The organism is Wenxinia marina DSM 24838 (genome assembly GCF_000379485.1).
GTDB lineage: Bacteria > Pseudomonadota > Alphaproteobacteria > Rhodobacterales > Rhodobacteraceae > Wenxinia > Wenxinia marina.
Genome location: NZ_KB902312.1, coordinates 139,640 through 154,443, shown reverse-complemented (window position 1 = coordinate 154,443; position 14,804 = coordinate 139,640). Strand labels below are relative to the sequence as shown.

The following is a 14,804-nucleotide window of genomic DNA, read 5'->3' as shown; positions in this document are numbered from 1 at the left end:
CGGGCTCCATGAGCCTGAACATCCTCTTCCACAGCGCCCCGCACCGCTGGGCGGACTACCGAACCGTCCTCCCGGACGCCCTCGCCGCCGCTGGCGTCGACGCCCGCCTCTCGACCGATCTCCCGCCGGAGGAGGCCGACTACATCGTCTATGCCCCCGCCGAAGACCGCCTCGACCTCTCCCGCTGCGGTCGGCTGAAGGCCGTCCTCAGCCTCTGGGCCGGGATCGAGGGAATCGCCGACGACGTGCCGCGGGAGATCCCGCTGACGCGCATGGTGGACGAGGGGCTGACGGCGGGAATGGTCGAGTACGTGACCGGCCACGTCCTGCGCCACCACCTCGGGATGGACGCGCACATCGTCAATCCGGACCACGAGTGGCGGCCGGTCCCGCCGCCGCTGGCGGCGGACCGGAAGGTCACGATCCTGGGCCTCGGCGCGCTCGGCACCGCGTGCGGCCGCGCCCTCGCAGGGCTCGGCTTCGCCGTGTCGGGGTGGAGCCGCTCGCCAAAGGAGATCGACGGCATCCGCTGCCACTCGGCCGACGACGGCCTGGCGACGGCGCTGGACGGGGCGGAGATCGTGGTGCTGCTGCTGCCGCTGACCGCCGACACCGAGTGCGTCCTGGACGGCCCCGCGCTCGGTCGGCTCGCCGACGGCGCGGTCGTCATCAACCCCGGCCGCGGCGGGCTGGTGGACGACGACGCGCTGCTGGCGGCGCTGGAGACCGGGCAGGTGGGGCACGCCACGCTCGACACGTTCCGGGTGGAGCCGCTGCCGCAGGACCATCCGTATTGGAGTCACCCACGCGTGACCGTGACGCCCCACGTGGCGTCGGAGACTCGGCCTGCCAGCGCGAGCCGCGTCATCGCCGAGAACGTCCGCCGCGCCGAGGCGGGCGAGCCGCTGCTGCACGTCGTGGACCGGAGCGCCGGCTACTAGCGCAGGCGCGGCGGCTTGTCCGGGTCGCTGCCCGGCGGGGCGGGCGCCGGCCGGGTCGCGGGCGCCTCCGGCACGTCGAGGCGCAACGCGACCTTCGCGAGCCGCGCCGCCGCCGGGCTGTCGCCGGCAAGGAAGGTGACGTCGGTCGCCGCCGCCTCGCCCGCGCCCGAGAAGGTCAGCGCCTCGGAAACCGCCCGCACCAGCGCGTCCTCGGATCCCGGCCGGGGATCGATCACCGTGAGCAGGTGCCCCTCGCGCCCGCCGTGGTAGCGGACCCGCGTCAGCAGCGCGTAGGCGGCGAGGCCCGGGGCGCGGGACAGAGCCCTGCCGAGCGCCTCCAGCGCCTCGGGCGGCAGGCTCGGCTTCAGCGCCTCGACCGGGCGCTCCGGCGCCTCCTCGGGCTCTTCCGACAGCGTCTCGGCCAGCCAGCGCACCGCGTCGGGCGGGACGATGTGAGACGTCGGCGCGCCACCGGGGTTCAGCGCGATGCCCATCCCCTGCTCCGCCGCCAGTGCCGCCAGCACCCGCCCCGGCAGCCGCGCGGTCTGTGCGTCGCCGCCGGCGAAGTCGGCCAGCCGCTCCTCCAGGTCGAAGGCGACGACGCAGGTTCCCGCGTCCGTCTCCTGCAGGCGGGGCGCGATGGCGTCGTCGGTCGGCTCGGCGTCCAGCAGCAGCATCAGCTCGGTGTCGGCGAGGACACCGTAGAAGGACAGGCGCGCGGCGTCGGTGCCCTTCGCCGCCATAACGGCGATCGCCCGGTCGAGGGGGGTCGTCTCAGCCATCCATCACCTCCCGGACGCGGGCGCGCACCACCGGCAGCACCTCGTCCTCGAACCACGGGTTGCGCTTGAGCCATCCGGTATTGCGCCAGGACGGGTGCGGCAAGGGCAGGACGTCGGGCCAGTGGTCGCGCCAGCCCGCGACCTGCTGCGTCACCGGCGCCTTCGAGCCGGTGTGCCAGCGCATCGCCGCGCCGCCGATCAGCACCGTCAGCCGCACCTCCGGCAGCAGCGCCAGCGCCCGGTCGCGCCACGTCGCGGCGCAGATCGGCGGCGGCGGCAGGTCGCTGCCGGCGCGGTCGTAGCCGGGAAAGCAGAAGGCCATCGGCACGATGGCGGTCTTCGAGCGGTCGTAGAACTCGGCCTCCGAAAGGCCAAGCCACTGCCGCAGGCGCGTGCCCGAGCGGTCCCAGAACGGCTTGCCCGCCTCGTGGACGCGCAGCCCCGGCGCCTGGCTGGCGATCAGCAGCCGCGCGCCGGGCGCGAACCACACGACCGGTCGCGGCGCGTGACCCGTCGCGGTCGCGGCGAAGCGGTCCCTGCACAGCCGGCAGGCCGCGATCTCGTCCCGGACGTCGCTCACGGCGCCGTGCCGGTGCGCTCGCTTGCGGCAGCGGGACCCATTCGGTATCTCCCCCCGGACGGCGATACGGCGCGAGAAGGGGTGGTCAGCATGTACCGGGTCTGGAACTTCCTCACGAACTACTCGCTGCTGCTGATCTTCGGCGCCCTGATCGCGCTGGTCTGGGCCAACATCAATCCCGAGGCGTATCACCATTTCGTCGAGATGGTGATCGTCGACCACTTCTTCATCGGCCACGCCCACCTCGATGCGGCAGGGCAGGTCGAGTACCGGACACTCACGCTCCACTACCTCGTGAACGACGTGCTGATGGCGTTCTTCTTCGCCATCGCCGCCAAGGAAGTGTGGGAGGCGATCATCCTCGAGCAGGGCTCGCTGCGCGGCAAGAAGGCGGCGACGCCCTTGGTGGCGACCGCGGGCGGCATGTTCGGCCCGATCGCCGTCTATCTCGGCCTCGCCGCCATCCTGGGATCCGAGACCTACGACGCGGTCGCGCGCGGCTGGGCGATCCCGACGGCCACCGACATCGCCTTCAGCTACCTGGTCGGCCGCCTCGTCTTCGGCGCCGGCCACCCCGCGGTGCGGTTCCTGCTGCTGCTGGCCATCGCCGACGACGCGGCCGGCCTCATCATCCTCGCCGTCTTCTATCCGTCGGGAGAGCTGGCGCCGGAATGGCTGCTGCTGTCGCTGGGGGCGGCGGTGGCGGTGTTCGTCCTGTTCAACTGGCTTCCGCGCCGGCTCGACCGGCACAAGGAACTGCGGCCGAACTCGACCTTCGTGCGCGACAGGCTGAGCTGGTGGCCCTACCTGATCGCCGGGTGCCTCTCCTGGTACGGCTTCCAGGAGGCGGGCATCCACCCGGCCCTCGGCCTGCTGCCGATCGTGCCGACGATCCCCCACGCCGACCGCGCCTTTGGCTTCTTCGCCGAGGCCGAGCAGTACCTGACCGACCTGCTGAACCACATCGAGCACCTGCTGAAGCACCCGGTCGAGGTGGTCCTGTTCTTCTTCGGCCTCTGCAACGCCGGCGTGGAATTCTCGTCCATCGGATCGCCGACCTGGCTGGTGCTGGCCGGCCTGCTAATCGGCAAGCCTTTCGGCATCCTGCTGTTCGGCTGGCTCGCCGCGGGGCCGATGCGGCTCGGCCTGCCGGCCGGGATGCGGACCGTCGACCTGTTCGTCATCGGCTGCGTCGCGGCGATCGGCTTCACCGTGTCGCTGTTCATCGCGTCGGTGGCCTTCCCGGCCTCGACGATGCTGGGCGACGTGCCGGTGCAGGATGCAGCCAAAATGGGCGCGCTCTTCAGCTTTGCCGCGGCGATCGTCTCGCTGATCGCAGGCAAGGTCACCCGGGTCCAGAAGCAGCCCTGAGGCGGGGACCGACCGGTCCCTGCCCCGAAATTATCCCAAAGCGGGCGACAATCTCGACAGCATCTCGCCCCAATCCGGCACTAGACGAGGCGTGATGACGACGCCGGGGGCCGTTATGGTAAACCCGGGCAGCAGGTCGGAGCGATGCTCGAGTTCTTGGACGTCAGCAAGTCCTTCTGGACGGGTCAGAGCCGCAAGGTGATCCTCGACCGCGTGTCGTTCCGGGTCCCCCTCGGCCAGTCCCTGGGGATTCTGGCGCCGAACGGCACCGGCAAGACGACCCTCATCAACATGATGGCCGGCCTCGAGAAGCCGGACGAGGGGCGGATCGTGCGGGGCTGCCGCATCTCTTTCCCGCTCGGCTTCATGGGCGGGGTGGTCAAGCGCCACACCGGTCGCGAGAACGCGCGTTACGTGGCACGCCTGTACGGGCTGGATCCGGACTATGTCGAAAGCTTCTGCCGCTGGCTGTGCGGCATCGAGGAATATTTCGACATGCCGCTCGGCACCTACAGCCAGGGGATGCGCTCGCGCTTCACCTTCTCGCTGATGCTGTCGCTCGACTTCGACATGTATCTGATCGACGAGGGGATGCCGTCCACGACCGATGCCGAGTTCAACCGCAAGGCGGGTGAGATCCTGCGCGAGCGACTGGAGACGACGACCGTGGTGATCGTCTCGCACCAGGCCGCGGTGCTGGAGCGGTTCGCGAAATCGGCGGCGGTCCTGCGGGACGGCCATCTGCACATGTTCGAGACACTCGAAGAAGCGAAAGAGCTGTATGACTACGAAGCCTAAGGTCCGGAAATTCCGCATCCGGCGCAGCTCTTCCCTGCTGGCCGGAGAGGCGCCGGTCCGGCGCCCCGCCCCGGCAGCGGCAGCGGCAGCGGCCGAGCCGTTGCGACTGCAGGCCCACCCTCAGGTCCCGGAGACCCAGGCCGACGCCATGTCTGCCGGGGCCAGCGCCCGCGGGGCTGCCGCGCCGGCCGCCGCCCCGGTCGAGCCGCCCGCCCCCACGCGCGACACGCTGCCGGCGGACGACCTCGAGGCGATCCGCCAGGAAGGTCTGACCGGCCGGCAGCTCCGCATGGCCCGACGCGCGGCGGCGAAGCAGGGCCTGGAGGTCACCTCCGACTTCGACGCGGTCCGCCAGCTGCGGCAGATCGGCGTCGATCCGTTCTCGCGCTCGAACGTGTTCGAGCTGGTCGTCGCCCCGAAAGCCGGCAGCGATGCCGCGACCCCGGGCGGCGACGTCCACCTGCCGCAGACCGTGCCGCAGACGCCGCGGAATCTTCCCTCGACCGAGCGTGTCAGCCCGGCGGAGCGGCGGGCCAGCGAGATCATGAAGATCCAGCGTGACCTCGCCCGCCGCCGCCGGCGGCGGACGGGCCTGCTGATCGTGCGGCTGTCGATGTTCGTGCTGCTGCCGACGCTCCTTGCCGGCTGGTACTTCTACCGCATGGCGACGCCGATGTACGCCACGGTCAGCGAGTTCGTCATCCAGCAGGCCGAACCCGCGGGCGCCGCCGGCCTGGGCGGTCTGTTCCAGGGCACGTCGATGGCGACGCAGCAGGATTCGATCACCGTCCAGTCCTACCTGACCTCCCGCGCCGCCCTCGTGCGGCTGAACCAGGAAGAGGGGTTCGCGAGCGCCTTCTCGGCGCCCGACATCGACCCGCTGCAGCGGCTGCCGGCGGACGCCACGACCGAAGCCGCCTACGACGTCTATCAGGATCACGTCCGCATCAGCTACGACCCCACCGAGGGCATCGTGAAGATGGAGGTGATCGCCCCCGATCCGGCCCTGTCGCAGCAATGGTCCGAGGCGCTGATCGGCTATGCCGAGGAGCAGGTCGACCAGCTGACCCAGCGCCTGCGCGAGGACCAGATGGCCGGCGCCCTGAGCAGCTACGAGGCCGCCGAGGCGCGGCGCGCCGACGCCCTGGCCGAATGGCTGGCGATCCAGGAGGAGGTGCAGCAGATCGACCCTGTGGGCGAGACCGCGGCCCGGACGCAGCAGATCAGCGCGCTCGAGACCGAACGCCAGCAGCTCATGCTGTCCCTGCAGGAGCGGCTGTCGGTCGCCCGCCCGCAGCAGGCCCAGGTCGAGAGCCTGCAGAACCAGATCGACAGCATCGAGACGCTGATCGCCAACCTGCGCCAACAGATGACCGAGGCCTCGTCGGGCGAGGCGTCGCTGGCGGCCAAGAACACCGAGCTGCGGCTGGCGGAAGAGAACTACACCTTCCAGACCCTCCTCGTGCAGCAGGCGCTGACCCAGATGGAGACGGCGCGCGTCGAGGCGAACCGCCAGGTCCGCTACCTGTCGCTGGGGGTGGAGCCGGTGGCGCCGGACGAGGCGACCTATCCGCGCGCCTTCGAGAACACGCTGCTGTCGTTCCTCGTCTTCGCTGGGATCTACCTGATGCTGTCGCTCACCGCCTCGATCCTGCGCGAACAGGTCACGGCCTGACCCGCCGGCACGTGCCCGCCGGACCGGGCCGGCGGCGCTTTCCACTCCGGGGCCGGGGCTGCTAGCGTCGGGCTGTCCCAGAAAGGTCGCCCTCGATGCTGCTCCGCCTCCTCCTCGCCTGCCTCATGCTGTTCGCCGCGCCCGTCACCGCGCAGGACCGCGCGGCGACCGAGAGGGCATTCCGGGCGTGGATCGAGGACAGCATCTGGCCGGAAGCCGCGGCGGCCGGCGTCTCGCGCGGAACCTTCGACGCGGCCCTCGGCAACGTGACGCTCGACTGGGAGCTGCCGGACCTCGCCCCGCCGGGCGCCCCCGACGTGCCGCAGCGGCAGAGCCAGGCGGAGTTCGGGCAGCCCGGCCGCTACTTCTCGCGCGCGGCGCTCGACGGGGCGACGTCGGTCGGGCGGCAGATGGCGCAGCGCCACGCCGCCGCGCTGGCGGCGGCGGAGCGGGCCACCGGCGTGCCGGGGCGCATCATCCTCGCCATCTGGGGCCGCGAGAGCGGGTACGGCGCCGCCGCGATCCCGCACGACGTGTTCCGCGTCCTCGCCACCCGCGGCTTCATGGGCCGCCGCCCCGACTTTTTCGCGGCCGAGCTGATCGCGGCGCTGCGGATCGCCGAGGCCGGGCACGCGCCGCCCGGCGCCATGCGCTCCAGCTGGGCCGGGGCGATGGGGCAGCCGCAGTTCATGCCGTCCAGCTTCCTGGGTCACGCGGCGGACGGCGACGGTGACGGGCGCGCCGACATCTGGGGATCCGAGGCGGACACGATCGCCTCGATCGCCGGCTACCTCGCCCACCACGGCTGGCAGCGCGGCCGCGACTGGGGATTCGAGGTGACGGTGCCGGCGTCCGTCTCCTGCGCGCTGGAAGGGCCGGACCAGGGCCGGCCGATCCGCGACTGGGCGGCGATGGGGATCGCCCGCGTCTCCGGCGCCGCGTTCCCGGAAGGCGAGGCGGATCTCGAGGGTTATCTCCTGATGCCCGCCGGACGGCACGGGCCGGCCTTCGTCGTCACGCCCAATTTCTACGTCCTGAAGGACTACAACGAGAGCGATCTCTACGCCCTGTTCGTCGGACATGTCGGCGACCGCATCCAGTACGGCATGGGGGACTTCACCGGCCGATGGCAGGAGGTCGGCGGCATGCTGCGATCGGACGTCGCGGCGATCCAGCGCGGGCTGGAGAACCTCGGCTACGACGTCGGCGGCGCGGACGGCCTCGCCGGGTTCCGCACCCGCCGCTCCATCGGGCGCTGGCAGGAGAGCGCGGGGCTGGCGCCCACATGCTTCCCCGAACCGTCGATGCGGGCCGCCCTGGGCGGCTAGTCCGGCGCCCGCGCAGGGGCGAGGCCGGTCGACGATCAGCGGGCGGCGCGCTCGCCGAAATCCTCGACCGCTCGTGGGACTTTTCCGTACCGCCTTTCATGATACAGATCGTCTCCGACACGGAGGTCCGGGATGCAGCGCAATTTCGAGGTGGTGGATCCGCTGGAGCGGATCGACGTGCTGCGGGCGCTGGCCAGCGAGATCAGGCTGCGCATCCTGCGCCACCTCGAATCCGACGGCCCCCGCAACGTGAACGAACTGGCCGCCGAGCTTGGCCTCCCGCAATCGACCGTATCGTCGAACGTGCAGACGCTGGAGGAGGCGGGCCTCGTCGAGACGCGGGCGCAGAAGGCGCGCAAGGGCAACCAGAAGATCTGCCGCTCCACCTTCACCGACCTGCTTCTCAGCTTCCGCGCCGCCGCACCCCGTCTGGCCGAGGACGCGGTCGAGGTGTCGATGCCGATCGGCCTGTATTCCCGCGCCGAGGTCAGCGCGCCCTGCGGCCTGTGCGCGCCCTCGGGCGTGATCGGCGATCTCGACGTGCCGGACACGTTCCTCGAACCCGACCGGATGCGCGCCGGCCTTCTGTGGTTCACCCGCGGGTTCGTGGAGTACCAGTTCCCCAACAACCTCAAGACCCGCGGCAGCCTCGTCCGCGAACTGGCGCTGACCGCCGAGCTGAGCTCGGAGGTGCCGGGCACGTCCGAGAACTGGCCGTCGGACATCACCCTGTGGATCAACGGAATAGAGGTCGGCACCTGGACCTCGCCCGGCGATTTCGGCGACACGCGCGGCACCTACACCCCCGCCTGGTGGAAGCTGCGCGGCTCGCAGTACGGCCTGCTGACGACGTGGCGCGTGACGCCCGAGGGGACGTTCATCGGCGACGACCGGATTTCCGACGTGCGGGCCGAGGATCTGGACCTCGAGGTGCACCGCTCGGTGCGCGTCCGCCTCGGCATCCGCGAGGACGCGGACCACCCCGGCGGCCTCAACCTCTTCGGCCGGGGCTTCGGCAACCACGATTGCGACATCGGGCTGAAACTGGTGGGCGAGGCGTCGGCGCCCTTGACGGCGGACGCCGACTCGACGCTATCATATCCTCACAACGGATAAGGACCGGAAGTCGGGATAGACACCTCCCCGATCCGGCGAGGGAGGATCAGAATGAAAGCCCGCGTCACCGCGCACGAACGCTATGCCGTCGCCGATATCGACCCCCGGCTCTACGGCTCCTTCCTCGAACATCTGGGCCGCGCGGTCTACGGCGGCATCTACGAGCCGGACCATCCCACCGCCGACGACAACGGCATGCGCGGCGACGTGCTGGAGCTGGTCAAGGAGCTGGACACCCCGGTCTGCCGCTACCCGGGCGGCAACTTCGTATCGGCCTACAACTGGGAGGACGGGATCGGGCCGAAGGACGAGCGTCCGTCCCGCCTCGACCTCGCCTGGCACACGGTGGAGCCGAACCATGTCGGCATCCACGAATATGCCGACTGGGCCGACAAGGCCGGCATCGACATGATGCTGGCGCTGAACCTCGGCTCCCGCGGGCTGGACGAGGCGCGGGCCTTCGTCGAGTACGTGAACCATCCCGGCGGATCGTACTGGTCGGATCTCCGCAAGAAGAACGGCCGTGCCGACCCGTGGAACGTCAAGATGTGGTGCCTGGGCAACGAGATGGACGGCCCCTGGCAGGTCGGCCACAAGTCCGCCACCGAATACGGCCACCTCGCCAACGAGACCGCCAAGGCGCTGCGCGCCTTCGACCGCTCGCTCGAGCTGATCGTCTGCGGCTCGTCCCACAGCGACATGCCCACCTACCCCGAGTGGGAGCGTACGGTGCTGGAGGCGACGTACGACAACGTCGACCACATCTCGCTGCACATGTACTTCGAGAACTACGAGAAGAACGCGAACAACTTCCTCGCGCTCTCGGAGAAGCTCGGCCGCTACATCGACACCGTGTCGGGCACGATCGACTTCGTGAAGGCGAAGAAGCGGTCGAAGAAGGACGTCACGATCAGCTTCGACGAGTGGAACGTCTGGTACCACACCCGCAAGCAGGATCTCAGCTACCTGCACGGGACCGAATGGCGCTTCGCCCCGCCGATCCTCGAGGACGTCTACAACTTCGAGGACGTGCTGATGGTGGGCTCCATCCTCAACACCTTCATCCGGCGGGCCGATCGGGTCCGCATCGCCTGCATCGCGCAGCTGGTGAACGTGATCGCGCCGATCATGACGCGGACCGGCGGCGGCGCCTGGCGGCAGACGATCTTCTGGCCGTTCAAGTTCGCCTCGCACCACGGCCGCGGCACCGCGCTGCGACTGTCGGTGGACGGGCCGACCTACGACGCGGACGCCGCCTCTGGCGTGCCCTGCCTCGACATCGCCGGGGTGCACGACGCGGATGGCGGCACGCTCACCTTCTTCGCCGTGAACAAGAGCGGGGCGGAGGCGATGGAGGTCGACCTCGCCCTCGACGGGTTCGGCGCGGCCAAGTCGGTGGAGCACACGCTGATCAAGCACGACGACCTGCAGGCGACGAACACCGAGGACAATCCGGACAACGTCGCGCCGCGGAAGGGCGATGGCGCGACGCTCGACGGCGGCAAGCTGGCGCTGACCCTGCCGCCCCATTCCTACTCGATGATCCGGGTGCAGCTCTGACGAGCATATCACGGGTTCGGGTACGTATCGAAAACCACGTTGCGCGAATCAGCCATCGCGATACGATTTTGGCAGGAGCACGGGCGGCGACCCCGCCGCCGAAGGCTCGAGGGAGGAAGAGAATGACCAAGCAACTGACCTACGGCGCCGCCGCGCTGGCGGCCCTGTCGATCATGGCAGGCTCCGTCCAGGCGCAGGAAACCGTGATCTGGTGGGATTTCCTGAGCGGCGGCGACGGCGTGCGGATGAAGCAGCTGATCGACGACTTCAACGCGGCGCACGAGGGCGAGATCACGATCGACGCCACGACCCTGGAATGGGGCGTGCCGTTCTATTCCAAGGTCCAGACCTCGGTCGCCGTCGGCGAGGCGCCCGACATCATGACCTACCACGCCAGCCGCATCCCGCTGGCCGTGGACCAGGGCGTGCTGCAGCCGCTGACCGCCGAGGACTTCGAGGCGATGGGCGTGTCCGAGGCCGACTACGCGCCGGCGACCTGGGACGCGGTGACGGTGGACGGCCAGCAGTATGCGCTGCCGTTCGATACCCACCCGATCGTCCTGTACTACAACAAGGACATCCTCGAGGCGAACGGCCTCCTGACCGAGGACGGACTGCCTGTCGGCCTCGACAGCCGCGAGGCGTTCACCGACACGCTGATGCAGCTGAAGGAGGCGGGCGTGCAGTTCCCGCTCGCCTCGGTCACCGCCGACGGCAACTTCATGTTCCGCACCATCTATTCGCTGATGGCGCAGCAGGACGGCGAGCTGATGACCGACGGCGAGTTCCTCGCCGGCGACAACGCCGAGAAGCTGACGAACGCCCTGTCCGTCCTGCAGGAGTGGACGAACGAGGGCCTGCAGTCGACCTACACCGACTACCCGGCGACGGTCGCGCTGTTCACCTCGGGCGAGGCGGCGATGATGATCAACGGCGTGTGGGAGGTCCCGACGATGACCGACCTGCAGGAGCAGGGCAACCTGTTCGAGTGGGGCGCCGTCGAGCTGCCGGTGATCTTCGACCATGCGGCGACCTACGCCGACAGCCACGCCTTCGCGATCCCGGCGAACCAGGGCTCCGAGATGACCCCCGAGAAGCGGGCGGCCGTCCTCGAGGTGATGGGCTGGATGGCGCAGAACTCGCTGTTCTGGGCGACCGCCGGCCACATCCCGGCCTACGGCCCGGTGACCGAGAGCGCCGACTACCAGTCGATGGAGCCGAACGCGACCTACTCGTCGCTCACCGAAAACATGATCTTCGACCCCAAGACCCCGCTCGCCGGCGTCGCCGGGCCGATCTTCGACGTCATGGCCACCTACTTCGTCCCGACGCTGAACGGCGAGATGGACCCGGCCGAAGCGGTGGACGAGATCGTCTACGAGCTGAACGACATGTGATACGCCTGGTGCAGGCCCTTTCGGGGGCCTGCACCGACCCGAGGGAGGAGCCGCATGTCGAACGCCCGCCACAGGGAATGGCTCATCGCGTTCGCGCTGATCCTGCCCTTTCTCGTCATCTACGGACTGATCTTCGTCTACCCGACGATCCGCATGTTCATGCTCAGCTTCACCGACGCCCGCCTGATCGGCGAGGGCGACTGGGTGGGGCTCGAGAACTACACCCGTCTTCCGGGTGACCGCCGCTTCGGCACGGCCTTCTGGAACACCGCCTACTTCGTCCTGCTCACCGTCGTCCCGGGCACGCTGGTCGCGCTGGCGATCGCGCTGGGGATCAACCGGCTCAAGGGAAGGCTGCAGGCAGCGATCCTGGCGCTGTTCTTCCTGCCCTACATCCTGCCCGTCTCGGTCGTCTACCTGATCTGGGACTGGACGCTGAACTTCCAGTTCGGCATCGCGATGTACCTCTTCGACGCCGTCGGCCTCGACCGCATCCCGGTCTTCAAGACCACCACATGGTTCATGCCCGCCGTCGCCTTCGTGACGATCTGGTGGACCTGCGGCTTCTCGGTCCTGCTGTTCCTCGCGGGCCTGCGCGCCATCCCGGACGAGATCTACGAGGCGGCGGAGCTGGACAGTTCGGGCCGCTGGACGACCTTCGCGCGGATCACCTGGCCGCTGCTGTGGCCGGTGACGGCGCTGGTGCTGACGATCCAGCTGATCTCGCAGCTGAAGATATTCGACCAGGTCTACCTGTTCTCGACCGGCGGGCGCGTGAACGACAACCTCGTCCTCGTCTACTACATCTTCCAGCGCGCCTTTCAAAGCGACCAGGGCGGCCGCGCCGCCGCCATCGCCGTGGTGCTGTTCGTCATCGTCGTCGTCGTGTCGGTGCTGAACTTCCAGCTCACGCGCCTGTCGGGGAGAAGCCGATGACCGCCGTGGCCGAGAGGCTGTCCAGCCCGACCACCGTCCGCCGCCTCAACGTCGCGGGGGCGATCGTCACCGTGCTCACGGTGGTCGCCGCGATCATCTGGGCGTTCCCGATCTACTGGGGCATCATCTCGTCCCTGAAGCCCGAGAACGAGGTGGTGCGCCCCTACGTCGAGCTGTGGCCCGACACGCTGACCTTCCAGCACTACGTCTTCGCGCTGTTCGAGACGCAGATCGGCCGCTGGTACCTCAATTCCATCGCCACGGCGATCGGGGTGATGGTGCTGACGGTATCGTCGTCGCTGCTGTGCGGCTACGCGATCAGCCAGCTGCGGTTTCCGGGACGCCGGCCGCTGTGGTGGCTGATCCTGGCGAGCTTCATGGTCCCGACGCAGGTCCTCATCATCAACCACTTCACGCTGATCGCCGGGATGGGCCTTCTCAACACCTGGGCCGGGATCATCCTGCCCCAGCTGATCCACCCCGTCGTGATCATCGTCTACAAGCAGTTCTTCGACCAGGTGCCGCGGGACTTCCGCGAGGCGGCGGTGATGGACAATGCCAGCGAGTGGCAGATCCTGACACGGGTCTACATCCCGATGAACTGGGGCGTGACGACCGCGCTGTGCATCGTCACCTTCATCTGGGCCTGGAACGCGTTCCTGTGGCCCTTCCTCGCCGTGACCCGGACCGAGGAGATGACGATCACCGTCGGCATCACGCAGGTGAACGACGCGTTCGGCGTCTACTACGCCCGGCAGATGTCGGCGGCGGTGCTGGCCGGCCTGCCGGTCGCGCTGGCCTACCTGCTGTTCCAGCGCCGGGTGACGCAGGCGATCACGCTGTCGGCGGGCATCAAGGGGTGAGGCGCGCCCGGAGGACGCTCCAGTGGAGCGTCCTCAGCGCCGAACGCCCTCGGCGCAAGCCGGGGGCCCAGACCGACCCGGCTCCCGGATCACCCACGCGACGGAGGGCGGCGTCTGGCCGCGGGCAGACGCTCCGACGGCGATGGTCAGCGCTTTATGGTGCGGCTCCCGCACGACCTCTTTCGTCGCGCAGGTGGCGAGGAAGCGTCTGGCCGGGGGGCGGCCAGACGCTGCCCGGGCCGCTTGCGCGGCTGATTCCGGGCGGGAGTAGCTCCCACCGTCTCGATAAGGGAAATCAGCGGCTCCGCGGCTTGTAGGATGGGTGAAACCCACCGCGGGCGTCCGCTTGGTGGGTTTCACCCACCCTACATCGCCCGTGCCGCCTACGCCGCCTCGCCCAAGTGGAACGCCCGCCCTTCCGTGTCGAACACGTGCGCGCCGATCGTGTCGAACCGCAGGCCGACCCGGTCGCCGGCCCGCAGCTCGGTGTCGCCGCCGGTCTGCGCGATCAGCCGACCGCCGCCCTCCAGCCGGCAGTAGACCAGCGTCCGCTCTCCCAGACGCTCCACCACCTCGGCCTCGGCGACGACATCCGCCCCTTCGGGCGACACGACCTCCACCGCCTCGGGCCGGATGCCGAACTCCGAGATGCTGCGCGGCGCCGACCCGTGCGGCACGGCCAGCCGGCCGCCGTCCGCCAGCTTCACCCCGCCCTCCTCGATCATCGCCGGCAGGATGTTCATCCCCGGCGAGCCGACGAAGCCGGCGACGAAGCGCGAGGCGGGGCGGTTGTAGACGTCCATCGGCCGGCCGACCTGCTCGATCCGGCGGTCGTTCAGCACGACGATCCGGTCGGCGAGGGTCATCGCCTCGGTCTGGTCGTGGGTGACGTAGATCATCGTCGCGGCGATCCGCTGGTGCAGCCGCGCCAGCTCCACCCGCGTCCGGACCCGCAGCGCAGCGTCGAGGTTCGACAGCGGCTCGTCGAACAGGAACGCCTGCGGCTCCTTCACGATGGCGCGGCCGATGGCGACCCGCTGGCGCTGGCCCCCGGACAGCTGCGCCGGCTTGCGGTCCAGCAGCTCCTCCATCTCCAGCACGCGGCCCGCCTCGGCGACGCGGCGGTCGATCTCGCCCCGCTCGATGCCGACGTTGCGCAGGCCGAAGGCCATGTTCTCGCGCACCGACATGTGCGGGTAGAGGGCGTAGTTCTGGAACACCATCGCCACGCCGCGCTGGCCGGGCGGCAGATGCTCGCACCTCTTGCCGCCGATGGTGAGCGTGCCCGAATCGATGCTCTCGAGCCCGGCGATCATCCGCAGCAGCGTCGACTTGCCCGAGCCGGAGGGGCCGAGGAAGACCACGAACTCCCGCTCCGCGACCTCCAGCGAGACGTTGTCGATCACCGAGACCGAGCCGAAGCTCTTGCTGACCCGGTCCAAGACGATTTCGGCCAT

General features: G+C 69.6%; 13 protein-coding genes. 10 read left to right on the top strand and 3 right to left on the bottom strand.

Going from position 1 to position 14,804, the window contains the following annotated elements:
- Positions 1 to 8 precede the first annotated feature (8 nt).
- A complete protein-coding gene (locus tag A37W_RS0116735) occupies positions 9 to 941 on the top strand; it encodes a 2-hydroxyacid dehydrogenase (RefSeq protein ID WP_018304195.1) in 933 nt (310 codons plus the stop codon).
- Here the strand turns inward: A37W_RS0116735 and A37W_RS0116730 are convergent.
- The gene (locus tag A37W_RS0116730) at positions 938 to 1,723 is read right to left on the bottom strand and encodes an SseB family protein (RefSeq protein ID WP_018304194.1); all 786 of its coding nucleotides are present in this window, start codon (positions 1,721 to 1,723) and stop codon (positions 938 to 940) included. The two genes, A37W_RS0116735 and A37W_RS0116730, sit on opposite strands and share 4 nt — an antisense overlap.
- Entirely contained in the window at positions 1,716 to 2,303 is a 588-nt protein-coding gene (locus A37W_RS0116725; RefSeq protein ID WP_018304193.1) for a uracil-DNA glycosylase family protein, read from the bottom strand. The genes A37W_RS0116730 and A37W_RS0116725 overlap by 8 nt, the downstream gene beginning before the upstream one ends.
- A 90-nt stretch (positions 2,304 to 2,393) precedes the next feature.
- Between A37W_RS0116725 and A37W_RS0116720 the strand changes: the two genes are divergently transcribed.
- The 9 genes from A37W_RS0116720 (at position 2,394) to A37W_RS0116680 (ending at position 13,347) form a co-directional block, all read left to right on the top strand.
- The gene (locus tag A37W_RS0116720) at positions 2,394 to 3,674 is read left to right on the top strand and encodes a Na+/H+ antiporter NhaA (RefSeq protein WP_018304192.1); all 1,281 of its coding nucleotides are present in this window, start codon (positions 2,394 to 2,396) and stop codon (positions 3,672 to 3,674) included.
- A gap of 144 nt (positions 3,675 to 3,818) precedes the next feature.
- Positions 3,819 to 4,472: an ABC transporter ATP-binding protein gene (locus A37W_RS0116715; RefSeq protein ID WP_018304191.1), complete on the top strand. Its 654-nt coding sequence runs from the start codon at positions 3,819 to 3,821 to the stop codon at positions 4,470 to 4,472.
- Between the two features lie 148 nt (positions 4,473 to 4,620).
- The gene (locus tag A37W_RS0116710; RefSeq protein WP_018304190.1) at positions 4,621 to 6,147 is read left to right on the top strand and encodes a KpsE/RkpR family capsule polysaccharide export protein; all 1,527 of its coding nucleotides are present in this window, start codon (positions 4,621 to 4,623) and stop codon (positions 6,145 to 6,147) included.
- A gap of 95 nt (positions 6,148 to 6,242) precedes the next feature.
- Positions 6,243 to 7,475: a lytic murein transglycosylase gene (locus A37W_RS0116705; RefSeq protein WP_018304189.1), complete on the top strand. Its 1,233-nt coding sequence runs from the start codon at positions 6,243 to 6,245 to the stop codon at positions 7,473 to 7,475.
- A 132-nt stretch (positions 7,476 to 7,607) separates the two neighbouring features.
- On the top strand, positions 7,608 to 8,591 hold the full coding sequence (locus A37W_RS0116700; RefSeq protein WP_018304188.1) for an ArsR/SmtB family transcription factor: 984 nt from the start codon (positions 7,608 to 7,610) through the stop codon (positions 8,589 to 8,591).
- A 51-nt stretch (positions 8,592 to 8,642) separates the two neighbouring features.
- Entirely contained in the window at positions 8,643 to 10,151 is a 1,509-nt protein-coding gene (gene arfA, locus A37W_RS0116695; RefSeq protein ID WP_018304187.1) for an arabinosylfuranosidase ArfA, read from the top strand.
- Between the two features lie 122 nt (positions 10,152 to 10,273).
- Positions 10,274 to 11,548 carry an extracellular solute-binding protein gene (locus A37W_RS0116690; RefSeq protein ID WP_018304186.1) on the top strand — a complete coding sequence of 425 codons (1,275 nt, stop codon included), beginning with the start codon at positions 10,274 to 10,276 and terminating at the stop codon, positions 11,546 to 11,548.
- A 54-nt stretch (positions 11,549 to 11,602) separates the two neighbouring features.
- Entirely contained in the window at positions 11,603 to 12,484 is an 882-nt protein-coding gene (locus A37W_RS0116685; protein ID WP_018304185.1) for a carbohydrate ABC transporter permease, read from the top strand.
- Positions 12,481 to 13,347, top strand: a complete 867-nt coding sequence (locus A37W_RS0116680; protein ID WP_018304184.1) for a carbohydrate ABC transporter permease — start codon at positions 12,481 to 12,483, stop codon at positions 13,345 to 13,347. The genes A37W_RS0116685 and A37W_RS0116680 overlap by 4 nt, the downstream gene beginning before the upstream one ends.
- A gap of 383 nt (positions 13,348 to 13,730) precedes the next feature.
- Here A37W_RS0116680 and A37W_RS0116675 read toward each other — a convergent pair whose 3' ends face one another.
- Positions 13,731 to 14,804, bottom strand: a complete 1,074-nt coding sequence (locus A37W_RS0116675; protein ID WP_018304183.1) for an ABC transporter ATP-binding protein — start codon at positions 14,802 to 14,804, stop codon at positions 13,731 to 13,733.